This is a genomic window from Kitasatospora sp. NPDC034035 (genome assembly GCF_055575755.1).
The window spans coordinates 173937-196759 of record NZ_JBVISA010000002.1; the positions used below are offsets into that span (position 1 = coordinate 173937).

Below are 22823 nucleotides of genomic sequence, written 5' to 3' on the forward strand. Positions count from 1 at the left end.
GCCGGAGCTTCCGAGGAGGCCTCCCGTCCTCCCGTCCTCCCGGGCCGGTCGCCCGGTAGGGCAGGATGGGCGCGCGAGTGCGCCGGTACCGGGCCGGGCGCCGCCCGCCGACCGGGCTGGGGAGGCCATGACGGAGACGATGGACCGGCCGGCCCGGGGGCGGGCCTGGTCGAGGCCCGCGCAGCTCGTCCTCGGCCTCGCCGGGGTGGCACTGATCGGCGGCACCGGGCTGTTCCTCGCCGCGGTGTTCCTGCACGTCGCGCCCGCCAACTCGCTGTCCCGGCAGTACCGGAACGCGATCGACGGCGTGGTGTACCCGGAGTTCGAGCAGAACTGGAAGCTCTTCGCGCCCAACCCCCTGCAGCAGAACGTCAGCCTGGACGCCCAGGTACGGACCGTCGCGGCCGGCGGGACGACCACCACCCGCGACTGGACCGGGCTGACCGCGCGGGACATCGCCGCGATACGGGGCAACCCGGCGCCCAGCCACGTCGACCAGAACCTGCTGCGCCGGGCCTGGGACTTCTACGACAGCTCGCACAACCCGCAGGACGAGGCGCCGACCAACGCGCGCGGCAAGCTCGCCGAGCAGTACCTGAAGCGGATCGCGCTGCAGCGGATCGGCCGGGAGGCGGACGGCGAGCGGATCCTGGAGATCCGGTTCCGGGTGACCACCGCCACCGTCCCGCCGCCGGCCTGGAACGGTGAGGCCGCGCCGCCGGCGCCCAAGGTGCGGGAGCTGCCGTGGTGGCCGGTGGCGGACGAGGACTACCGGGGGCTGCTCGGATGAACGAGGTGTCGGCGCGGGATCCCCGGCCGGACGCGGCGGTGCCGTCGGACGGGGAGGTGCCGTCGGAGCGGGAGGCGCCGTCGGACGGAGTCGTACCGGCGGACGGTATCCCCCGACAGGCCGGTGCCGGGCAGCCGCACGCGCCGGCGCCGCGCGGGCCGGGGGCGGCCGAGCTGCTCGGACGGGCCGTCGAGGCCTTCACCGGACGGGTGCTCGGACGGCACCAGGCCGCGGTGGTGCGGATCGGGTTCGGACTGGTCTGGCTCGCCTACCTGCTGCGCGAGTGGCCCAACCGGCGGGTGCTGTACGGCGACCGCTCCCCCTGGTCGATGGAGCTGGCCGAGCGGTTGCTGGGCGATGACGGGGCGTTCACCGTGCTGCCCTGGTTCGGCGGCCGGCCCTGGTTCGAACTGGTCTACCACCTGGCGGTGCTGGCGGCCCTCGCCGTGCTGCTGGGCTGGCGCACCAGGGCGAGCACCGTGCTGTTCCTGGTCACCGTGCTGTCGCTGCAGAACCGCGACGTCTTCCTCGGCGACGGCGGCGACAACGTCGTCCACCTGATGGCGGTCTACCTGGTCTTCACCCGCTGCGCCGAGGTCTGGTCGCTGGACGCCCGGCGGGCGCGGACCGGGCGGTCCGGCGGGTGGTCCGGGTGGACCGGCGTGGCGCTCTGGGCCGTCCTCGGGGCGGCCCTGGCGGCCTGTCAGTTCGGCGGCTTCTCCGGCGAGAGCCTGACCTGGACCAGCCGGACCTTCCCCCACCTCGGCTGGTCGCCGCTGTTCTGGGGACTCTGGGCGGTTGCCGGGACCTGGTGGACGCTCGGGCGGCTGCGGCCGGACGGCGAGCCGCGGGCCCTGCTCGACGCGCTGGCCACCATGGTGCACAACTGCGCGATGCTGGTGATCGCCGTCGAGGTGGTGCTGATCTACGCCACGGCCGGCTGGTACAAGGTGCAGGGCACGCGCTGGCAGGACGGCACCGCGCTCTACTACCCGCTGCACCTGGACTACTTCGCCCCCTGGCCCGGGCTGTCCGCGCTGGTCGGCTCGGCGCTGCTGCCGGTCTTCCTGATCTCGTACGGCACCGTGATCGTGCAGGTCGCCTTCCCGTTCACGCTGCTCAACCGGCGGGTCAAGAACGTGCTGCTGGCCGTCATGATGCTGGAGCACGCGGGGATCGCGGTGGTGCTCGGGCTGCCGGTGTTCTCGCTCGCGATGATCGCGGCGGACGCGGTGTTCCTGCCGACCGGCGCACTGCTGTGGACGGCGGCGCGAGTGAGCCGGATCCGGACCCGTCGGATCCGGCGGGAGCCCGCACCCTAGGATGTCGGTATGTCCTGGTTCGCTGCGCTTCGTGACACCGCGCGGACCGGACTCACCCTGGACCGGGCGCTCACCGACCCCAAGCGGGCCGTGCGCGGGGCGGTCGCCGTGGCGCTGGTGCTCTTCCCGACGCTCGCACTCGGCGGAGTCGCCCTCGCCACCTCGGCCGCGATGGGCGCGTTCATCGCCGGCTCGGCCACCTTCCAGCGCAGCTTCCGCCCCCGGGCCAGCCTCGCCGTCGCTGCCGGAGCCGGACTCGGGATCAGCACCTTCCTCGGCTACCTGGCCGCCGGGGTCCCCGGCCTGTTCCCCGTCCTGCTCGCGGTGTGGGCCTTCGGCGCCGGGCTCGCCTGGGCGATCGGACCCACCGCCGGGGTGGTCGCGACCAACACCGTCTCGGTGATGCTGATCGTCGTGCAGCTGCCCGTCAGCGCCACCGCCGCGCTCGGCCACGGGCTGGTCGCCGCCCTCGGCGGAGTCGCCCAGGCCGCCGTCATCACCCTCTGGCCGATCGGCAGTTGGACCGCCCAACGCGACGCCCTCGCCGACACCTACGCCGAACTCGCCGACTACGCCCGCCGATTGCGGCAGGACCCCACCGCGCACGTGGACCCGGAGCCGTTCATGACCGCCCGGCACGCGGCCGCCCTCACCCCCTGGCAGGACCGCCACCGGCCGCCCGAACTGCGGGGCCTGCGCGGCATCGCCGAACGGATCCGGCCCACCCTCGCCGCGCTCGCCGACCCCAAGGTCGGCGCCCCCGAGGAAGGACCGGAACGCGACCGGGCCCGGGAGGTGCTGGCCGCCTCCGCCGACGCCATGGACTCCCTCGCCCGGGCGATCCGCACCGGCGACCCGGTCCGGCTCCCCCGGTCCGCGCCCTCGCTCACCCTGGTCCGGCCCGACGACGACGGACCCCGGCTGCAGGGCGCCGCCCGGCGCTCCGCCCGACGGCTCGGCGGGCTGCTGCGCAAGGCCGCGGACACCCTCGACCGCAGCGACGAGGACACCATCACCACGCCCGTGGTCGGGGCCGGCGGGGCGCTGCACAAGCCGTCGATCGTCCGGATGCTGCCGGTCGCGCTGCGGGCCGTCCGCCGCCAGCTGCAGCCCCGCTCGGCGATCTTCCAGCACGCCGTCCGGCTCACCGGGGTGGTCACCGTCGCCTACCTGCTGGCCCGGCTCGCCGGGTTCCACCACGGGTACTGGGCGCCGATGACCGCCGCGATGGTGATGCGGCCGGACTTCGCGCAGACCTACAGCCGGGGCGTCGCCCGGCTCGCCGGGACGGTCGTCGGGGTCGCCGTCTCCACCCTGGTGGTGCAGCTCGCCCACCCCGGCGAATGGGTGCTGGCCGCGCTCGCCGTGCTCTGCATCGGCGGGGCCTACCTCGCCTTCCGGACCGGGTACGCGCTGACCACGGTCGGCATCTCGACCTACGTGGTGTTCCTGCTCGGACTGCAGGCGGGCGACCCGCTGGTGACCGCCGTCGAACGGGTCGGGCTCACCCTGCTCGGCGGGTCCCTCGCACTCCTCACGTACGCGCTGTTCCCGACCTGGCAGACCGCCCGCCTCGGGGAACGGCTCGCCGAATGGCTGGCCGGGGCCGGGCGCTACGCGGGGGCGGTGATCGCCTGCTACGAGAAGCCGGCCGCGCCGCGCGGACGGGCCGTACGGAGCGCGCTGCTGGACTCGCGGGAAGCCCGGTCCGAACTGGTCCAGGCGATGCAGCGGGCCGACGCCGAACCGGGGCGCCACGAGTCCGGGCTGACCGGGGTGAGCCGGCGCCAGATCGACCGGGCCCGGGCGGCGGTCGGCCACCTCGGGCGGGCGGCGGTGCTGCTGGAGGCCCACCTGCCGGCGGCGGACGCCGAACCGGTCGCGGGGACGGGGGACTACGCGGAGGAGCTGCGGCTGGCCACGGCGCTCGCGGCGGGGGCGCTGCTCACGGGGCGACCGGTGGAGTTCGGGGCGATGCGGGACGCCCAGGCGCGGTTGGAGGAACGGCTGGCGGAGGCGCCGGCGGGGGTGCAACGGGACGTGGTGCGGGCGGGGACGCGGCTGGTGGGGCAGGCGCTGCGGGATCTGGAACGGGCCCTGCGGGGGAGCGCGGAGGCTCGTTAGACGGGGGCTCTCGGGAGGGTGGGAGAGTGGGCGGTATGGGTGACGACGAGCTGGTGCGGGCGTGGCGGGTGGCCGAGCGGGAGCCGGGGGCGGTGCTGCTGGACGGGTTCCACGCCTTGAAGCACGCGCTGCGCTTCGGCGGTGACGTCCGGCGGGTGGTGACCGCCGACCGGGTCGCGTTGCTGGCGCTGGCCGCCGAGCTGGCCGGGGACGTGGTTCCGGCGCTGGACGGGCTCGCGGTGGAGCTGCCGGAGGCGGTGCTGCGGACGCTGGCGCCCCGGCCGCACCCGACCGGGGTGATCGCGCTGGCCGTGCGGCCCTCCCCCGAGGCCAACCTGGCGGCCCTGGCCGAGCGGCCGCGCCGGGCGCCGGTGGTGCTGCTGGAGAACCCGCGCAACCTGGGCAACGTCGGGGCGGTGATCCGGCTGGCGGCCGGGTTCGGCGCCACCGGGGTGGTGACCACCGGTGACCTGGACCCGTGGCACCCGACGGTGCTGCGAGGCAGCGCGGGCCTGCACTTCGCCACCGCCGTCGAGCGGCTGACCCTGCCGCAGCTGCCCGCCGGGCCGCTGTACGTCCTGGACCCGGAGGGCGCGGACATCCGGGACCTGCCGTTCCCGGACGACGCGCTGCTCGCCTTCGGCACCGAGCGGCACGGCGTGTCGGCGGAGCTCAAGGCGCGCGCCGACCAGCTGGTGGCGGTGCCGATGCAGCCGGGGGTGTCCAGCTTCAACCTGGCGACCAGCGTCGCGATGGGCCTGTTCCACTGGATGTCCGGGAAGCGCTGAGGCGCGGCGCCGGGGTCGGGCACCGTGCGTCGGCGGGACGGTCAGGGACGCTCAGGGGTGCTCAGGGGTGCTCAGGGCGATCAGGGCGATCGGGGCGTCAGGAGAAGAGCCGGCGCCAGGTGTCCGGGCCCGGGTAGCCGTCGGCCTCGGCGCCGCGCCGGCCCTGGGCGAGCTGGAAGGCCTGGACGGCCCGCCGGTCGCTCTCGCTCCAGTGCGGGCCCGGGCCGACGGCGTACGACCCGCCGAAGCCCTTGAGGACCAGCTGCTCGCCGAGATTCTTGACGTACGCGTTGTCGGTGTCGGGGCCGAACGTGTCGGTGCCGGGGAAGGCGGGTGCCCCGGTGACGGGTGGTGGCGGGGACAGCGGGGTGCCGCCGTCGATGTTGCGGCCCTTGCCGTTGACCAGGTAGTCCCAGGTGCCCTTGCCGGGGATGCCGTCGGCCTCGCTGCCGCGCCAGCCCTGGGCGAGCTGGAAGGCCTGGGTGGCCTTGCGGTCGGCCTCGCCCCAGCGCGGTCCGGGGCCCTCGGTGTAGAAGCGGGCGCCGCCGCGCTGCACCAGCAGCCGGCCGAGCTTGGTGACGTACGCGTTGTCGGCGCCGGGGCCGAACTTGTCGGCGCCGGGGAAGGCGGTCGCGGAGCTGCCGTCGTTGCCGGCGCCGTCGGTGCTGCCGCCGGACGGGCCGGTGTAGCGGTACGGGACATAGGAGCCGGAGTTGTTCCAGTACGCGTACGGGGTGGAGCGCTTCCTGGTGCCGGGGGAGGTCTGCTCGTAGGCGACGTACTTGGTGCGGGAGGAGTCCGTCCATCCGCCGAAGATCGTCACGTGTGAGCCGGCCTGCGGGTTGGCCGGGTTGTTGTAGATCAGGACGTCGCCGGGCTGGAGGTCGTTCTTGCCGATCCGTTCGGCGACGTCCGGCAGGGTCCAGGTGGTCTGGCTGCTGCCGAGGCCCCAGGCCATCGAGACGAAGCCGGAGCAGTCCTGGCGGTAGCCGTCCGACCAGTAGCGGCTCATGCTGTACGGCACGCGCTGGTCGACCCAGCTCTGCGCGCGCCGGATGACCTGGGCCCGGCTGAGCGGCTGGGCGGCGCCGGGGGTGGCGTAGGCGCGGTCGTCGGTGTCGGCGGCCTGGCCGTAGGGGCCGGTGACCTCACCCTGGGGGGTCTGCGGGGGCTGGGCGGTGCTGCTGCCGCCCGGGGTGGGGCCGGGGGCGGGGGCCGCCGCGGCCGAGCCGGCGGCGGCCGTTCCGCCGCCGATCGCGGTGCCGACGGCGGCCATCAGCACGGCGGCCCGGCGGCGGATGCTGCGGGCCGCGGCGTGTCCGCCCTCGTGGACCGGCGCCGCGTGCAGCCGGGCGCGGCGGCGGGCACGGCAGCCCCCGCATATGCAGTCCTCCTCCGGTTCGACCTCGTCGAACTCGATGAGCGGGGACAGGGGGTCGGTAACGGTCATGCTCCGCCTCTTTCCTGCGGTCCTTCCCGGTCACGGCCTGACGGACTGATGGCGTGACAGGACTGGCCTTCCCGGGCCGGCTCCGCGTGTTATCGGGACCAAAGTCCCAAAACGGACGGAGTGCGGCGCGGCGGATTGAGCTGCGCGGGTGACAGCCGTTCGGCTCCCGGGCGTGGCGCGGAAGGGCGGCAGCCGGTAGTGCCGGTGCGAACCTGAGGCGGGATCAGCGCGGGATGGCGGGCGAGTACTCGGGGTCGGTCCAGGTCAGCGGGGTGGCGTCGGCGAGTTCGACCACGCCGGTGACGGCCAGCTCGACCATCCGCTCGGCGCCGGGGGCGGCCTGCCGGGCCTCCTGCGACCAGTCGGTGCGGGCCTCACCGGTGACCAGCAGTGCCCCGCCGGTCTCCCAGTCGGGCAGCAGCAGGCCGGCCCGCGGGTCCAGCTCCAGGTTACCGAGGGTCATGAACATGCTGTTGCCGGGGTACTCCGGCCAGCGCAGCCGGTCCGGGGCCACCGCCTCCAGGAAGCCGGGGAAGCCGCCGCGGTGGGAGGCGTCGACGCTGCCGTCCGGCCCGGTGGTGGCGATGAAGAAGGTGTCCGAGGTGGCCGCGAGGAGGCGCTGTGCGGTGGTCAGCCGCGGGCCCGCGGCGACCGTCCGGGGCGGGCCCGCGGCCGGGCGGTCCAGCGGGGTGCGGCGCTGGATGTACTTCGGGCAGTTGGAGACCACCTCGTCGGCGCCGACCAGCAGCCCGCCCCGGCCGTCCGGGACGGAGCCGCCGTTGAGCCGCATCCGGCGCCGGCCGGCCGGGTCCAGGGCGATGGTGCCGACCCTGGCCGGGCGGTCCAGGGCCTCGGCCAGCGGGTCGGCCTCGGCCGGACGGGCGGCGACCGACATCGTCCGCTCGTCCGCCGCCCGCAGGAAGCCGGCCGGGCCGGCCAGCTGGGTGGCCCAGATTCGGCCCTCCGGGTCGGCGGCGCCGACGACCAGCATCCGCCGCTCGGTCAGGAAGCGGGCGGCGACCGCCGGGATGGTGCTGCGGATCGACCGGCCGGCGTGGTCGGCCCGCTCGGTCCGGCCGGCCCGGGCCTGGGCGGCCCGCTCGCCGGCGTGGTACGGCGTGCTGATGGTGGTCATGGTCGGCTCCTCCCGGGGGCTGGTCGGACTCGGTCGGACAGTGGTGGTCTAGAAGAAGCCGCAGGTCGGGGCGCCGGTGGTGGGTGCGGCGGCCTCGGTCTCGTCCACGCCGGTGCGGGTGTAGACCTCCAGCCGGATGCCGTCCGGGTCGGTGAAGAAGATGCCGCCGGAGGCCGAGCCCTCGTTGTGCGGGACGACGCCGTCGTAGGCGAACTCGGCGCCGAGTTCGCGCAGCAGCCGTTCGGTGGCGCGGACCTCGTCGAGGCTCTCGACCTCGAAGGAGAGGTGGTGCAGGCCGGGGTTCGCGGTGGCGAAGGTGCCGGCGCTCTGCTGCCAGAGGGTCACCACCAGGCGGCCGTCACGGCCGAGCAGGGCGAAGCGGCGCTCGGGGTCGGTGCCCTCGTGGGTGACCTGGAGGCCGAGGACCGCGCGGTAGAAGTCGATCGAGCGGGCCAGGTCGGTGACGTTCAGGCCCACGTGGCCGGTCTGCAGGGTGCGGAGCAGGGTGGTGCTGGACATGCCTGGTCACTCCCGGAGGCTGGGGCTTCCGGCGGGGCTCATGCCTAACCGGTATTAATGAGAGTAGGAGTTAGGTGATGATCCGTCAACCGGTGCGTGGTGTTGAAGTGGTTAGGCCTGTGGGGGCGGGAAAGCGAAAAACCCGCCGGACCTGACGGTCCGACGGGGCTCGGGAAGGCGGAAGGTGGGGGGCTTGGAGGTGGGGGGCTTGGAGGTGGGGGGCTTGGAGGTGGGGGCTTGGAGGTGGGCCGGGCTACGCCCACTCCCACCGGATGCCGATGTGGCCCGGCTGCTGGTCCGGGGCCAGGACGTGGGCGCTCGCCGAGGCGCCGATCCACAGCTGCTCGCGGCGGTGGTCGACGTCGGCGCCCGGCTCGCGGTCGTAGCGCTCGCAGTGCGCCGGGACGGCGGCCGGGTCGAAGTGCACCTGGAGCACGTACTCGCGCACCTGGGTGGCGAAGCGGCGGCTGTACTCCAGCGTCGGGCCGCCGGGTGGGATCTCCACCTCGTACTCGAAGACCGTGCTGTCGCCGAGGCCGAGCGGGCGGTCCAGCATCAGCTCGGCGACGGTCAGCCCGACCTCCGGGCGGCGGCGGACCCGGCCCAGCCGGCCGTGCCGCACCGAGGTGATCTCCGGGCAGCCGGTGGCCTCCTCGTCGGCCTTGTGCACGACCAGGCAGCGGCCGACGCCGCCGACGGTGGCGCGCACCACCTGGCGCATCCGCAGCAGGTTGGCCCGCCGCTCGGCGTCCACGTAGTACGAGTCGTGGATGCTCAGGCGCTCCAGTTCGCCGGCCGGCGGGGCGTCCAGCTCGGCGAAGATCGAGGAGATCTCCTGCTCGCCCGGCCAGACGTCCTCCAGCCCGAGGTGCAGGGTGTTGGCCGTGGCGGCCCAGCGGCCGCGCGGGCGGGGCGGGCCGAGCAGCGAGGAGAGCGCGCTGTGCGGCAGCCCGAGCAGCTCTTCCAGCAGGTGGACGGCGCGCAGCGAGCTGGCCCGCTCGGGCTGGCTGCGGCCGCGTCGCCAGTAACTCAGCGTCGTGACGCTGACTCTGACGCCGCGTTGGGCGAGGGCTGCGCGGATCCGGTCCAGGCTGAGACCGCTGGCCTCGATGGCCAGGTGCAGGGTGTCCGCGAAGCCGCCGACCGGGGCGAGCCGGCCGGGGGACGGCGTCGGCGGCACGGCCGGCGTCGGCGTGGTGGCCGGCGTCGGTGGCGCGGTCGGCGCGGGTGCGGGCGGCTCGGGGCGCTCTGCGTGCGACCCGACCAGCCGCAGCCGCGCGGCGTCCTGAGGTTGCTGTGCGGCCATACGGTGACCCTCCCCACCAGGTGAGTTCGGTGGGACCGGACCGACGCCGGGGCGCGCCGCCAGCGACTTCACCGAGCTTTGGGGAACCCTATGCACGGTCGAGAGGCTACGTCATCAGTCGTGCGTATGACAGTGGTCACGGCAGGTCAACCGGATGGTTATCGATCTTGAAACAGTCCGGAAACACGGCGCTTACCGGGGCCCGGCCCCGGGGCCGAGGCGGGGCCTGCCGGCCGGACGTGACACCGCCGGGGCGGGCCCTCTCGGCGCCGCCCCGGCGGGGGTATCGATGTGGTGCTCGGCGCGACCCGGGGTTACCGAGCGCTACCGGTGGGTGATCAGCTGATGTTCAGTGCGACGTCGTCCAGCACGAAGCTGGTCTGCTGGGAGGAGTCCTCGGTGCCGGTGAACGTGATGGTCACGGTCTGGCCGGCGAAGGAGGTCAGGTCCAGGGTGCGCTGCACGTAGCCGGCGGCGGCGTTCGCGTTGGAGTACGTCGCCAGCGTGGTGCTGTTGGCCTGGACGGTCAGCTTGTCGTACGCGGTGGAGCCGGTCTCCGCGGTGTCGATGTGCAGCCAGAAGGTCAGCTTCGCGGAGGCGCAGCCGGCCGGGATCGAGACGGTCTGCGACACGGTGTCGGTGTGGGACGAGCCGTAGCCGTCCATCCAGGCCTTCCAGCTGCCTGCGTGGGCGGCCTGGGAGGAGCTGTTGTCGACCACGCCGCTGGAGGTGGTCCACGGGGCGGCGGTGCCGGTCTCGAAGCCGCCGTTGCCGACCAGCTGGGTGGCGGTGCAGCCGCCGGGCGGGGTGGTGGTGCCGCCGCCGCCGAGCAGGGCGGTGGTCAGCGCGTCGGCGACCGGGGAGCCCCAGCCGGTGACCTGGTCGTAGCCGGCCTTGGCGGGGAAGTCCTGGTTGGAGCCGGTGGACACGTCGTGGAAGACGCTGCCGGAGCTGCTGCTGTTCGCGACCGTGTACAGCCGCGGGCTCGCCTCGCCGAGGGCCGGCTGCCCGGCGGCCTTGGCCTTCTGGTTGAACTGGGCCGCGTAGCCCGACCAGAGCGGCGCGGCCGCGCTGGTGCCGCCGTAGACCTGCCAGCCGCCGGCCGTGTAGATCGCGAAGCCGCTCTGCGGGTCGGCGTTGGACGCGACGTCCGGGACGGTGCGCATGGTGCCGCTGACGCCGGTGCCGGTCTGCCAGCTCGGCTTGCTGAACACGGTGGAGACGCCGCCGCCGGCGGTGCTCCAGGCGCTCTCCGAGGAGTAGGTGTTGCTGCTGCTCACCTTGAGGTTGGTGCCGCCGACACCGGTCTGGTGCGGGCTGGACGCCGGGAAGTCGACCGCCTTGACGGTCGAGCCGCTGGTGGAGCGGGTGCAGTCGCGCGAGCCGTCGTCACCGGAGGCGGAGAAGATCGAGATGCCCTGGGCGGCGGCCTGCTTGAAGGCGTTGTCGACGGCCGTCATCGAGGCGGCGGTGGTGTCCGGCTCGCAGGAGCCCCAGGAGATCGAGATGACCGAGGCGCGGTTGTCGGCCACGATCTTGTTGGCCATGTCGATCTCGCCCTGGTCGCTGTTCGGGGCCTCGTAGACCAGCTGGGTGGCCTTGGGCGCCGCGCCGCGGACGATCTCGCTGTCCAGCTCGACCTCGCCCTGGCCCTGGCCGGGCTTCGAGTCGTAGTTGGCGCCGTCGACCGAGACCGTCGAGACGGCCGGGCCGGTCAGGCCGTACTGCGAGTCGTAGGTGGTCAGGTTGGTCTTGCTGTAGCCGTCGAACTCCCAGAGGGCGACGGTCGTGCCGGTGCCGTCGGCGCCGGTCTTGTTCAGGTTGTACGCGCCGGTGTACTGCGCCGGGGCCATGCCGTTCGGGGTGGCGGTGGCGGCGTTCGGGGCGATCGCGTTCGGCGTGGCCAGGCGGTTCTTGCGCACCGCGTGGTTGTCCAGGCCGCTGACGCCCTGCACCACGCCGGCCAGGTCGGCCGGGATCGAGGCGGCGGCGTCGTTGGCGAAGAAGGCGCGCTGCAGCTGCGGGTCGACGTAGGAGCTCTCGTGCGTGCCGAAGGCCTGCGAGACCTGCGCGGCGGTGCCGTGGGCGTTGACGACCTGGCGGTTGGCGCTCACGTCGGAGACGGTCAGGCCCTGGGCGGCCAGGTAGGTCTTGACCTGGGCGACGTCGGCCTGGGTCGGGCCGAACTGGGCGGTGAACTGCTCCGGCGTCAGGTACTTGCCGAACTCCGGGGTTCCCGGGGTGGCCACCGCGGTGAGGAAGCGGTCCAGGGCGTCGGCGTTGCGCAGCTTCAGGCTGACGGCCACCGAGATCTGCTGCTCGGCCGGGACGTCGCCCTTCTTGTCCGAGTGGGCCACCGCCGGGTTGACGGTGTTCGGCAGGGCGACGCGCGGGGCGGCGTTGGGGGTGGCGGCCTGCGCGGCGGAGACGCCGAGCGAGACGGCGGTCAGCGGAAGCACGGCTATCGCGGCGGCGAGAGCAAGGGAACGGGGGCGCAACGGATCCTCCTCTGGCCGGCTGTGGGGGCCGGCAAGGGGCCAGGCGTTCCGGGGTCGAGAACGCTGGCTCGAACATGACAGAACCGGTGTGCGAAGTGGTTCATGATCAAGCAATTCGTTGCTAAAAAACAGTCAAGTGTGGAGGGCCGGAAACTCCGGGAGTCCATACAGTGAATGACCGGAATTCACGGGACGGTCCATACCAATTCCCGGTGCACGGCACGGACGTAGAATCGGGTGGAGCCGAGGGAGAACGATGACTGACGTGATGGCAGACCCGAGGGACCCGCGACCGCTGATCGGCGAGCCGCTCGCGCTCGACCTGCTCAACACGCGCTGGGCCGGGATACCCGTCAACGACCTGCTCGCCGGGGTCGAAGGGTACGGGATCTGGCTCTCCTCCGCCGGACTGGGCGGCCGCTGCGAGGCCGACGACGCGGGCCTGGCGGCGATCCGGCAGGCCCGCGAGGCGATCCTGGTGGCAGCCCAGGACGCCCGTGAGCAAGGCGAGTTGAGCACCGGGGCGCGGGACGGGCTGGACGCGGTGCTGGCGCACGGGCGGATCCGGCGGACGGCCGGACCGGGCGGGGCCGAGGACCGGGTCGAGGCCGACCGGCCGGAGTGGCTGGCGCCCTGGCTGGCCGCGGACGACTTCCTCACGCTGCTCGGGCAGGGGGCGCCGCGGGTGAAGCAGTGCGCGCACGAGGCGTGCATTCTGCATTTCTTCGACGCCTCACAGAACGGGCGTCGGCGGTGGTGCCGGATGGCGGTGTGCGGGAATCGCGCGAAGGCGGCGCGGCACTATGTGAAGGCCCGGGGTTAACGGACGACCGAACGAATGGTCGGGGCGGCGGGGTTCGGGCGGCGGGGCCCCGGCGTTCGAACGGCGTGGTCCGGGCGGGCGCGCGGAGGAAGGTGCGCGCCCGCCCGGACCGGGGGTCAGGCCGGGGTGCCGAGCCAGGTGGTGAGGGCGGCGCGCAGTTCGCCCTGGCCGGGGTCGACGGCGCCCCAGGCGACGTAGCCGTCCGGGCGGATCAGCAGGACGGTGTCGCGCAGCTTGCCGTGCGGGTCGGCGGGGGCGGCGGAGACCATGCGGTCGGCCCAGGGCTCGGCGGCGGCCAGCTCGTCGTTGCTGACGAGGACGAACCTTCCGGCGCGCAGCGCCTCGTAGAGCCGCTCGGGCGCGGCCGGGCCGCCCTCGACGGGCTGGCTGAGGGCGGTCAGCCGCAGGTCCGGGACGCGCTTGCCGACCTGCGGGTGGGCGTCCTTGGGCGCGGGGTAGGAGATGCCGATGCCGGAGACCAGCCGGGCGCCGCGCTCGCTGACCAGGTCGAGGTGGCCGCCCAGCGCGGTGAGCGCCCCGCGCAGGGCGCGGGTGGGGGCGGACTCGGCGAGGGCGAGCCGGATCAGCGCGCCGGAGGTGCGCAGGACCGTCTTGCCGACCGGGTGCCGCTCGGTCTGGTAGGTGTCCAGCAGGGCGTCGGTGGCCTGCCCGCGGAGGGCGGCGGCGAGCTTCCAGGAGAGGTTGGCGGCGTCCTGGAGGCCGGTGTTCATGCCCTGGCCGCCGGCCGGGGAGTGGCAGTGGGCGGCGTCGCCGGCCAGGAAGACCCGGCCGGAGCGGTAGTTGGGGGCCTGGCGCTCGTCGCTGTGGAAGGTCGAGCTCCAGCGCACGTCCTGCAGGCCGTAGTCCTCGCCGAGGATGGCCCGGGCGAGGGCGGTGAGCTGCTCGGACGTGGGGGCGGTGCCGTCCGGGAAGCGCTCGTTGCGGTCCCAGGCGATCATCCGGAACCAGCCGTCGCCGAACGGGGCGAGGAAGGCGAATCCGGTCTCGTTGGCGCCGACGGTGATCGCCTCGGCGGGTTCGCGGTCCAGCCGGACGTCGGCCAGCACCACGGAGTCGACCACCGATTCGCCGGGGAACGGGATGCCGAGCAGGTCGCGGACAGCGGAGTGGACGCCGTCGGTGCCGACCGCGTACGCGGCGCGGTGGGTCCGGCCGTCGGCGGTCTCCAGGGTCACGCCGTCGGCGTCCTGGCGCAGTCCGGTGACCTCGGCGCCGCGCAGCAGGGTGGCGCCGGCCTTCTCCGCGCGCTCCAGGAGCAGCCGTTCGACGTTGTACTGCGGGGTGATCAGGACGAACGGGAAGCGGGTCTGCAGCGAGCCGAGGTCGACGGTGAAGCGGTCGAACATCTTCAGCGAGCCGAGCGGGCGGCCGGTGGCGATGAGGTCCTCGGCGAGGCCCCGGGCGTCCAGCAGCTCCAGGCTGCGGGCGTGCACGGCGAAGGCCCGGGTGAGGTTGGACTCGGCGGCCCGCTTCTCCAGCACGGTGACGCCGACGCCGGCGGCGGCGAGGTCGCCGGCGAGCAGCAGCCCGGTGGGTCCGGCACCGACGATCAGGACGTCGGTTTCGGTCGTCGGCTTCACGGCCATGTATCAGCTCCCGTTGTTCGGAGGGCGGTTGGACGCCGTTCCCGGCGTTCTCCCAGCCTCCATCATCGCTGGCCCGGCGGGAGCTGTGAACCGCCGGGCCCCGGCGGTGGGTGACCGCCGGGGCCCGGCGGGTGCCGGTGCGAACGCTCAGCTGTGCCGGCGGATCTCCACCGTGCGGAACCGGTTGGCGACGAACGCGCCGTCGCAGTAGGCGGAGTTGGCGGCCGGGTTGGCGCCGGTGCCGTGCAGGTCGGAGAAGGCGGCGGTCTGGTTGGGGTAGACGCCGCCGGTCAGGTTGAGGGAGAGCGAGACACCGGAGTCCAGCGCGGCCTCGACCAGCAGCGCCTCCACCTCGGGGGAGGTGGTGTAGCCGGAGGCCGTCATGGCGCCCTTCTCGCGGACGGTGGTGCGCAGCAGTTCGATGCCGGCGGCGGTGGACTCGACGGCGACCGCGAAGGAGACCGGGCCGAAGCACTCGCTGCGGAAGACCGAGCGGTCGTCCGGCTTGTCGGCGTTCAGCTTGACCAGGGCGGGGGTGCGGAGGGTCGCGCCGGGGAACTCCGGCGAGGTCACCGCGCGCGGGGCGAGGGCGAGCTCGCCGTACTCGCCGCCGGCCGCGGCGGCCGAGCGCTGCAGCACGCCCGGGTTGACCACGGCGCCGAGGATGGCGGCGGCGCGGGCGTCGTCGGAGAGCAGGCCCTCGATCGCGCCGGCCAGGTCGGCGACCACCTCGTCGTAGGTCTTGTCGCCCTGGTCGGTGCCGATGCCACCGCGCGGGATCAGGACGTTCTGCGGGGTGGTGCACATCTGGCCGCTGTAGAGCGAGAGCGCGAAGGCCAGGTTGCCCAGCATGCCCTTGTAGTCGTCGGTGGAGTCGATGACGACCGCGTTGACGCCGGCCTTCTCGGTGTACACCTGGGCCTGCTTGGCGTTCTCCTCCAGCCAGTCGCCGAAGGTGGTCGAGCCGGTGTAGTCGATCATCTTGATCTCGGGGCGGACCGCGAGGGTCGCGGCGACGGTGCCGCCCTCGTGCTCGGCGGCCAGGCAGACCAGGTTGGGGTCGAAGCCGGCCTCGGCGAGCACCTCGCGGGCGGTCCGGACGGTCAGCGCGAGCGGCAGCACGGCCCGCGGGTGCGGCTTGACCAGCACCGGGTTGCCGGTGGCCAGCGAGGCGAACAGGCCGGGGTAGCCGTTCCAGGTGGGGAAGGTGTTGCAGCCGATCAGCAGCGCGAGGCCGCGCGGGACGACGGTGAACTCCTTGGTCATCACCAGCGGCTCGCGCTTGCCCTGGGGCTTGGTCCAGCCGGCCTGCCGGGGCAGCCGGGTCTGCTCGGCGTACGCGTAGGTGACGGCCTCCAGACCGCGGTCCTGGGCGTGCGGGCCGCCGGCCTGGAAGGCCATGCCGTAGGCCTGGCCGGTGGTGTGCATGACGGCCTGGGCGAACTCGTGGGAGCGGGCGTTGATCCGGTGCAGGATCTCCAGGCAGACGGCGGCGCGCTCCAGCGGGGAGGCGGCGGCCCAGCCGGGGCGGGCCGCGGAGAGCGCGGCGATCAGCCCGTCCGGGTCGGCGTGCGGGTAGGTGATGCCCAGCTCGACGCCGTACGGGGAGGCCTCGCCGCCGACCTGGTCGCCGTCGGTGGGGTGGCCCTCGAGGGCGAAGGGCTTGCCGAGCAGGGCGTCGAAGGCGGCCTTGCCGTCCGCCGGGCCGCTCTCGCCGTACGCCTTCGGGAACTCGGGGTAGGGCGACCAGTAGTCGCGCTTGGCGGCGGCGGTGAGCGCGGCGTCCAGGGTGGCCTGGTGGCGCTCGACCAGCTCGCTGACGAGGGGGTGGGTGACCGCTGCGGACATCTGTGCGCTCCTCAGAGGGGAGGACGGGACACGTCACAGAGTAACCGAACGATCGGTCGGCTCAAGAGGGTGCAGCGGTGGGAATCCGCCGGAACGGACGGAGGGCGCGTCCGTGGCGGACGCGCCCTCCGTGGGCCCGGACGAACCGGCCTGTCGGTCGGGGCCGGTTTACGGCACACCCAGCTCGAACAGCACGTACCCCCCGTACCAGCCCGAAGCGATCGCGCCGGTACCCAGCACGGCGGCCAGCACCGGCCAGCTCAGCTTGCGCATCCCGATCGCCGGCGCGACGAACAGCGGGAACGCGGGCAGCAGGTAGCGCGAGGTGTTGCCGAAGATGCCGAGGCTGCCCAGCACCGAGACGATCGTGGCCAGCGTGTAGGCGGTCACCACCAGCGGCGGGCGCAGCCGGATCATCAACACGATCAGCACCGGCAGGCTGAGCACGATCAGGGTCGCCAGCAGATCCGGCACCGGGAACGCGAACGGGTAGTCGCCGCGGCCCAGCAGCACGCCGCGGATCGCGTGCCAGGTGCCCTGGCCCCCGTCGAAGTAGTGCAGCCAGGCGTCGTGCTGCAGCCGGAAGTACCCGCCCCACTCGCCCATCCGCCAGCCCACCCAGCCGACGTAGCCGAGCAGACCGAGCGGGGCCAGCAGCATCGCGGCCAGCGGGCGCAGCACACCGCTCTCCCGCCGGTACAGCTCGACCAGCGCCGCCAGGCCCACCGCGCCGATCAGCGCCGCCGCGGTCGGCCGGTTCAGCCCCGCGACCAGGGTGACCACCCCGGCCGTGACCCACTGCTTGGTCATCACGAAGTAGCAGGCCCAGGCGGCCAGCGCGACGAACGTGGAGTCCGAGTACACCGCCCACTCGGCCCCCGAGCCCGGGGCGATCGCCCAGATCCCGGCCGCAATCACGCCCGCCCGGACGTCCCCGGACAGCTTCTCCACCACGGCGTAGATCCCGGCGGCGGCGAACAGCGAGGCCACCACCGACACCAGCATCCCGGCGCCGTACAGGCCGAGGCCGGTGACGTCCGAGGTCAGCCGCATCAGGCCCGGGTAGAGCGGGAAGAAGGCGGCCGAGTTCTGCTCGACGTTGAAGCCCTCGGGCCCCGGGATCGCGACCAGCGCCGGGTGGTAGCCGAACTGGGCCACCTGCTGGTACCACCAGCCGTCCCAGCTGGCCAGCACGTCCCACGGGTTGGCGCCGCCGCCGAACCGGGCGGGCTTCTTGGCGTAGTCACCGGCGAAGGAGAGCAGCTTCATGAACACGGTGAAGCCGATCAGCTTCAGCACCGCGTAGCACCACACGGCCGGGCCGAAGCGGATCACCAGGGCGCGGCCGCGCTCCTGCCAGGTGCGCGGGTCCTCCGGCTCCCCGCTGCGCTGCTCGGGCACGTCGGAGGCGACTGCCGGTATTACGTTCATCAGCCGTGGACCCCAGCCTGCTGGACGTGGACGGATCGTCCGCAGAGTCTAGGGCCTGCCTTCGAACCCCCGCCTGCGTGGCGACGCTCCCCCAACCTTCGGCCGGGGCCGGTGCGGAGCGGGACGACCCGATCGCGTACCGCGCGGGGCGGCCGGGGATACTCGGAGGATGGCCGATCACACCACGCGCACCGCCTACACCGTGGAGTCACTGCTCGCGGTGACCGTCGACGTCTTCAACGAGCGCGGTTACGACGGCACCTCGATGGAGGACCTGTCCCGGGCGGCCGGGATCTCCAAGTCCTCCATCTACCACCACGTCCGCGGCAAGGAGGAGCTGCTGCGGCTGGCCGTCGGGCGGGCGCTGGACGGGCTGTTCGCGATCCTGGCCGAGCCGGCGGCGGTCGAGGGCCCGGCGGTGGAGCGGCTGGAGCACGTGGTGCGGCGCACCGCCGAGGTGCTGCTGGCGGAGCTGCCGTACGTGACGCTGCTGCTGCGGGTGCGCGGCAACACGGCCACCGAGCTGTGGGCGCTGGAGCGGCGGCGGGACTTCGACCACCAGGTCGCGGAGCTGCTGCGGGCGGCGGTCGCGAACGGTTCGCTGCGCGCGGACGTGGAGCCGCGGCTGGCCACTCGGCTGCTGTTCGGGATGATCAACTCGATCGTGGAGTGGTACCGGCCGGGGCTGAAGTCCGCCGACGGGGTCGCGGACGCAGTGGTGCACCTGGCCTTCGACGGGCTGCGGGCGCGGTAGCCCCTGCCCCCCGACCTCGGCCCCTACCCCTGCCCACGCTCCAGCTCCCCGCCCCAGCCCCCGCCCGCGAGCCGAAGGGGCGCGCCGGTGCCGAAAGGGAGAAGCGAGGAAGCCCTGAGGAACGAAGGGCATTGGAGCGCCGACCGTCGGCACCGGGCCCGAGCGCCCCGGAGGCGAGTGGGCGCAGAAATCAGAGCGCCGGATCCGGGGGGACCTGGTCGGTCTCCTCGAAGACCAGCATGGTGCGGGTGCCGAGCACCTGGGGGATGGACTGGATGCGGTTGAGCACGAGCTCCCGCAGGGCCCGGTTGTCGGCGGTGTGCACCAGCAGCAGGACGTCGAAGTCCCCGCCGACCAGCGCGATGTGTGCCACCCCGGGCAGCTCCAGCAGCTGCTCGCGGACCGTGCGCCAGGAGTTCTGGACGATCTTCAGGGTGAGGTACGCGGACGCGGCCTGGCCGGCCCGTTCGTGGTCCACCCTGGCCGTGAAGCCGCGAATGATGCCGTCCTCGACCATCCTGGAGATCCGGGCGTACGCATTGGCCCGGGACACGTGCACCCGCTCGGCCACCGAGCGGATCGAGGCGCGACCGTCCTGCTGCAGTAGCCGCAGGATCGACCGGTCGACCCGGTCGAGCCTGGACATCTGTTCAGCCGACATGACCCCCCACCCTCACCGTTTGGACGTACTGCCGCCAGTCGACCGCCACTCAGGCCGAATGTCCACCACCTTGTCACGCTTCTGGTCAAGATGAACAGACGACCGAACAATCGGTAGGGAGCCCCGCAACCCCTGGAGGTGCCCCGAGATGACCGTTCTCGACCACAGACACCACACAGGCGTGCCCGGCTGGTCGCCCGGGGCCACCGCCCCGCGCACCGACCCGGCCCCCCTACTCCCGGACCTCTCCCCCGTCCGGGTGCTCGGCACCCCCGCGCTGGAGAAGTACGAGCCGGCGCTGCTGCGCGAGCTCTACCGACGTCTGGTCGTCGGCCGCCGCTACAACCAGCAGGCGACCACCCTGACCAAGCAGGGCCGTCTCGCCGTCTACCCGGCGTCCACCGGCCAGGAGGCCTGCCAGGTCGCCGCCGCGCTGGTGCTCGGCGAGCGCGACTGGCTGTTCCCCAGCTACCGCGACACCCTCGCCGTGGTCTCCCGGGGCGTCGACCCGCTGGAGGCGCTGACCCTGCTGCGCGGCAACGCCCACACCGGCTACGACCCGCGCGCCACCCGCACCGCCCCGCTCTGCACCCCGCTCGCCACCCAGGCCCCGCACGCCGTCGGGCTGGCGCACGCCGCCCGGCTGAGTGGCGAGCCGGCCGTCGCGCTGGCGATGCTCGGCGACGGCGGCACCAGCGAGGGCGACTTCCACGAGGCGCTGAACTTCGCGGCCGTGCTCAACGCGCCGGTGGTCTTCCTGGTGCAGAACAACGGCTACGCGATCTCCGTCCCGCTCAGCGCGCAGTCCGCCGCGCCCAGCCTGGCCCACAAGGCCGTCGGCTACGGCATGCCGGGCCGGCTGGTGGACGGCAACGACGCCCCCGCCGTGCACTCCGTGCTGGCCGAGGCCGTCGAGCGGGCCCGCACCGGCGGCGGCCCGACCCTGGTCGAGGCGCTGACCTACCGGATCGAGGCGCACACCAACGCCGACGACGCCACCCGCTACCGCACCGAGCCCGAGGTCGCCGCCTGGCGGGAGCACGACCCGATCCTGCTGATGGAGCGCGCGCTGCGCGAACTCGGCGCACTGGACGACCGGCTGGTGCAGGACGCGGCGGACGAGGCGGAGGCCCTGGCGGCCCGGATGCGGGCCGAGTTCCACGCGGACCCGGAACTCGACCCGATGTCGCTGTTCGCCCACGTCTACGCCGAGCCGACCCCGCAGCTGCGGGAGCAGGCCGCCCAGTTGTCCGCCGAGCTGGCCGCCGAGGCCGAGGTGCAGCACTGATGTCCACAGCTGTCTCTTCCCGTACCGCCTCCATGGCGCAGGCGCTGAACTCCGCGCTGCGGGACGCCATGCGCGAGGACCCGGCGGTGCACGTCCTCGGCGAGGACGTCGGCGCGCTCGGCGGCGTCTTCCGGATCACCGACGGCCTGACCGCCGAGTTCGGCCCGGACCGCTGCCTGGACACCCCGCTGGCCGAGGCCGGCATCCTCGGCACCGCGATCGGCATGGCGATGTACGGGCTGCGCCCGGTGGTCGAGATGCAGTTCGACGCCTTCGCCTACCCGGCGCTGGAGCAGCTGTTCTCGCACGTCGCCAAGATGCGCAACCGCACGGCGGGCCGGCTCCCGCTGCCGATCACCGTCCGCGTCCCGTACGGCGGCGGCATCGGCGGGGTCGAGCACCACAGCGACGCCTCCGAGGCGTACTACACCAGCACCCCCGGCCTGCACGTGGTCACGCCCGCGACGGTGGCCGACGCGTACGGGCTGCTGCGCGCCTCGATCGCCTCCGACGACCCGGTGATCTTCCTGGAGCCCAAGCGGCTCTACTGGGGCAAGACCGAGTTCGACCCGGCGGCGCCGGTCGAACCGGTCGGCCGAGCAGTGCTGCGGCGCACCGGGACGTCCGCCGTGCTGATCACCTACGGCCCCTCGCTGCCGGTCTGCCTGGAGGCGGCCGAGACGGCGAAGGCCGAGGGCTGGGACCTCGCGGTGCTCGACCTGCGCACCCTGGTGCCGTTCGACGACGAGACGGTCTGCCGGGTGGTGCGCTCGATCGGCCGGGCCGTGGTGGTGCACGAGGCGAGCGGCTTCGGCGGCACCGGCGCGGAGATCGCCGCGCGGGTCACCGAGCGCTGCTTCCACCACCTGGCCGCGCCCGTGCTGCGGGTCACCGGCTTCGACATCCCGTACCCGCCGCCGATGCTGGAGCACCACCACCTGCCCGGGGTGGACCGGATCCTGGACGCGGTCGCCCGGCTGCAGTGGGAGGACTGAGCATGATGCCCGTCGTGCGGGAGTTCCGGTTGCCCGACCTCGGTGAGGGACTCACCGGGGCCGAGGTGGTGCGCTGGATGGTCGAGGTCGGCGAGGTCATCGCGGTCGACCAGCCGGTGGTGGAGGTGGAGACCGCCAAGGCCGTGGTGGAGGTGCCCTGCCCGTACGGCGGGGTGGTCACCGCGCGGTACGGCGAGGAGGGCGAGGAGATCGCCGTGGGCGCGCCGCTGGTGACGGTCGCGGTGGCGTCGGCGGGCGGGGACTCGGAGGTGCCTGCTGTCGAGTCGACTGCCAGGTCGACTGCCGGGTCCTCAGCCGGGCTTTCCGCCGAGGTCGAGCGGCCGCTGGTCGGGTACGGCGTCGCGGAGACCGGGAAGGGCGGTCGGCGGCGCCGGGTCGGCGTGGGTTCGGCGGTAGCCGCTCCCGTTGCTCCCGTTGCTCCGGCTGCTCCGGTTGCTCCGGTCGTGGTCGCGGCGGTCCCCGCCGGTCCGGTCGTGGTGCCGGTGATCTCGCCGCTGGTGCGGCGGCTGGCCCGGGAGCAGGGGGTCGACCTGGCCGCGCTCACCGGGAGCGGGCCGGACGGGCTGATCATGCGGGCGGACGTCGAACGGGCGGTCGCCGCCAAGGTGGCCGCGCCGGCGGCTCCCGCCGCGGTGCTCCCGGCGGCCGTCCAGGAGGGTGTCGTCCCGCTGCGCGGGCTGCGCAAGGCGGTGGCCGAGAAGCTCAGCCGCAGCCACCGGGAGATCCCGGCCGCGACCTGCTGGGTGGACGCCGATGCCACCGAACTGATGGCACTGCGGCGGCAGTTGAACGCGACGCCGGGACCGAAGGTGAGCGTGCTGGCGCTGCTGGCGCGGATCTGCACGGTCGCGCTGGCGCGCTTCCCCGAACTCAACTCCTCGGTGACCGAGGACGGTTCGGGGATCGTCCGGCACTCGGCGGTGCACCTGGGCTTCGCCGCGCAGGGCGAGCGCGGCCTGGTCGTCCCGGTGGTGCGGGACGCGCAGGCCTGCAGCACCGAGCAACTCGGTGAGGAGCTGGGCCGGTTGACCGAGGCGGCGCGCAGTGGCTCGGCCACGCTGGCCGAACTGACCGGCGGTACCTTCACGTTGAACAACTACGGGGTGTTCGGCGTGGACGGCTCCACCCCGATCCTCAACCACCCCGAGGCGGCGATGCTCGGGGTCGGCCGGATCGTCGCCAAGCCCTGGGTCCACAACGGGGAGTTGGCGGTGCGCGAGGTGACGCAGCTGTCGTTCACCTTCGATCACCGGGTCTGCGACGGCGGAACGGCGGGCGGCTTCCTGCGGTTCGTCGCGGACTGCGTGGAGCAGCCGGGGATGCTGCTGCGGCAGCTCTGAGGGCGCCCGCCGCGAGCAGACGGCGGTTGCCCAGGGTGGACGGGGGGCCACCCAGGGCAACCGCGATCGAGTGAGAGTAGCGCGTTCCCGGACCGGGTGTCCGGGCTTCGCGTGATTTGTCGG

General features: G+C 73.8%; 18 protein-coding genes. 9 read left to right on the forward strand and 9 right to left on the reverse strand.

Features of this window, described 5'->3' with window-relative positions; all coding sequences use genetic code 11:
• Positions 1 to 127 precede the first annotated feature (127 nt).
• Genes ACZ52J_RS03530 through ACZ52J_RS03545 form a run of 4 tightly spaced genes read left to right on the forward strand, consistent with a single transcriptional unit; the run spans position 128 to position 5024 of the window.
• Positions 128 to 790: a DUF5819 family protein gene (locus tag ACZ52J_RS03530; RefSeq protein WP_465615471.1), complete on the forward strand. Its 663-nt coding sequence runs from the start codon at positions 128 to 130 to the stop codon at positions 788 to 790.
• The gene (locus tag ACZ52J_RS03535) at positions 787 to 2112 is read left to right on the forward strand and encodes an HTTM domain-containing protein (RefSeq protein ID WP_465615473.1); all 1326 of its coding nucleotides are present in this window, start codon (positions 787 to 789) and stop codon (positions 2110 to 2112) included. Before ACZ52J_RS03530 ends, ACZ52J_RS03535 begins: the two co-directional genes overlap by 4 nt.
• Positions 2113 to 2121: 9 nt before the next feature.
• The gene (locus tag ACZ52J_RS03540) at positions 2122 to 4236 is read left to right on the forward strand and encodes an FUSC family protein (RefSeq protein ID WP_465615475.1); all 2115 of its coding nucleotides are present in this window, start codon (positions 2122 to 2124) and stop codon (positions 4234 to 4236) included.
• Positions 4237 to 4271: 35 nt separating this feature from the next.
• On the forward strand, positions 4272 to 5024 hold the full coding sequence (locus ACZ52J_RS03545) for a TrmH family RNA methyltransferase (protein ID WP_360498131.1): 753 nt from the start codon (positions 4272 to 4274) through the stop codon (positions 5022 to 5024).
• A 97-nt stretch (positions 5025 to 5121) separates the two neighbouring features.
• Here ACZ52J_RS03545 and ACZ52J_RS03550 read toward each other — a convergent pair whose 3' ends face one another.
• The 5 genes from ACZ52J_RS03550 to ACZ52J_RS03570 all read right to left on the reverse strand — a co-directional run bounded on the left by ACZ52J_RS03550 (position 5122) and on the right by ACZ52J_RS03570 (position 11932).
• Positions 5122 to 6474: a peptidoglycan-binding protein gene (locus ACZ52J_RS03550; RefSeq protein ID WP_465615478.1), complete on the reverse strand. Its 1353-nt coding sequence runs from the start codon at positions 6472 to 6474 to the stop codon at positions 5122 to 5124.
• Between the two features lie 223 nt (positions 6475 to 6697).
• Positions 6698 to 7609 carry a pyridoxamine 5'-phosphate oxidase family protein gene (locus ACZ52J_RS03555; protein ID WP_465615480.1) on the reverse strand — a complete coding sequence of 304 codons (912 nt, stop codon included), beginning with the start codon at positions 7607 to 7609 and terminating at the stop codon, positions 6698 to 6700.
• Positions 7610 to 7657: 48 nt separating this feature from the next.
• Positions 7658 to 8128 carry a VOC family protein gene (locus ACZ52J_RS03560; protein WP_360498126.1) on the reverse strand — a complete coding sequence of 157 codons (471 nt, stop codon included), beginning with the start codon at positions 8126 to 8128 and terminating at the stop codon, positions 7658 to 7660.
• A gap of 253 nt (positions 8129 to 8381) precedes the next feature.
• Entirely contained in the window at positions 8382 to 9434 is a 1053-nt protein-coding gene (locus ACZ52J_RS03565; RefSeq protein ID WP_360498124.1) for an XRE family transcriptional regulator, read from the reverse strand.
• Positions 9435 to 9772: 338 nt separating this feature from the next.
• Positions 9773 to 11932 (reverse strand): S53 family peptidase, encoded by a 2160-nt coding sequence (locus ACZ52J_RS03570; protein ID WP_465615482.1) that lies wholly within the window; start codon positions 11930 to 11932, stop codon positions 9773 to 9775.
• 256 nt (positions 11933 to 12188) lie between these two features.
• On the opposite strand from ACZ52J_RS03570, the gene ACZ52J_RS03575 reads away from it, so the two are divergent.
• On the forward strand, positions 12189 to 12755 hold the full coding sequence (locus tag ACZ52J_RS03575; RefSeq protein WP_465615484.1) for a CGNR zinc finger domain-containing protein: 567 nt from the start codon (positions 12189 to 12191) through the stop codon (positions 12753 to 12755).
• A 116-nt stretch (positions 12756 to 12871) separates the two neighbouring features.
• Here the strand turns inward: ACZ52J_RS03575 and ACZ52J_RS03580 are convergent, their stop codons facing one another.
• The 3 genes from ACZ52J_RS03580 to ACZ52J_RS03590 form a co-directional block, all read right to left on the reverse strand.
• Positions 12872 to 14362: an FAD-dependent monooxygenase gene (locus ACZ52J_RS03580; protein ID WP_465615486.1), complete on the reverse strand. Its 1491-nt coding sequence runs from the start codon at positions 14360 to 14362 to the stop codon at positions 12872 to 12874.
• A gap of 147 nt (positions 14363 to 14509) precedes the next feature.
• A complete protein-coding gene (gene paaN, locus ACZ52J_RS03585) occupies positions 14510 to 16210 on the reverse strand; it encodes a phenylacetic acid degradation protein PaaN (RefSeq protein ID WP_465615488.1) in 1701 nt (566 codons plus the stop codon).
• Positions 16211 to 16378: 168 nt separating this feature from the next.
• Positions 16379 to 17641: a hypothetical protein gene (locus ACZ52J_RS03590; protein ID WP_465615490.1), complete on the reverse strand. Its 1263-nt coding sequence runs from the start codon at positions 17639 to 17641 to the stop codon at positions 16379 to 16381.
• Positions 17642 to 17810: 169 nt separating this feature from the next.
• On the opposite strand from ACZ52J_RS03590, the gene ACZ52J_RS03595 reads away from it, so the two are divergent.
• Entirely contained in the window at positions 17811 to 18395 is a 585-nt protein-coding gene (locus ACZ52J_RS03595; protein ID WP_465615492.1) for a TetR/AcrR family transcriptional regulator, read from the forward strand.
• A 190-nt stretch (positions 18396 to 18585) separates the two neighbouring features.
• Here the strand turns inward: ACZ52J_RS03595 and ACZ52J_RS03600 are convergent, their stop codons facing one another.
• Positions 18586 to 19056 carry an Lrp/AsnC family transcriptional regulator gene (locus ACZ52J_RS03600; protein WP_360498110.1) on the reverse strand — a complete coding sequence of 157 codons (471 nt, stop codon included), beginning with the start codon at positions 19054 to 19056 and terminating at the stop codon, positions 18586 to 18588.
• A 148-nt stretch (positions 19057 to 19204) separates the two neighbouring features.
• Here ACZ52J_RS03600 and pdhA point away from each other — a divergent pair, with 148 nt between their 5' ends.
• From pdhA to ACZ52J_RS03615, 3 genes are read left to right on the forward strand one after another with little or no spacing between them, the layout of a single operon-like run.
• Complete coding sequence (pdhA, locus tag ACZ52J_RS03605; RefSeq protein ID WP_360498108.1) at positions 19205 to 20344, forward strand: pyruvate dehydrogenase (acetyl-transferring) E1 component subunit alpha; 1140 nt, start codon at positions 19205 to 19207, stop codon at positions 20342 to 20344.
• Positions 20344 to 21339 carry an alpha-ketoacid dehydrogenase subunit beta gene (locus tag ACZ52J_RS03610; RefSeq protein WP_360498106.1) on the forward strand — a complete coding sequence of 332 codons (996 nt, stop codon included), beginning with the start codon at positions 20344 to 20346 and terminating at the stop codon, positions 21337 to 21339. The genes pdhA and ACZ52J_RS03610 overlap by 1 nt, the downstream gene beginning before the upstream one ends.
• Positions 21340 to 21344: 5 nt before the next feature.
• Positions 21345 to 22700 (forward strand): dihydrolipoamide acetyltransferase family protein, encoded by a 1356-nt coding sequence (locus ACZ52J_RS03615; protein WP_465615863.1) that lies wholly within the window; start codon positions 21345 to 21347, stop codon positions 22698 to 22700.
• Positions 22701 to 22823: the final 123 nt, after the last annotated feature.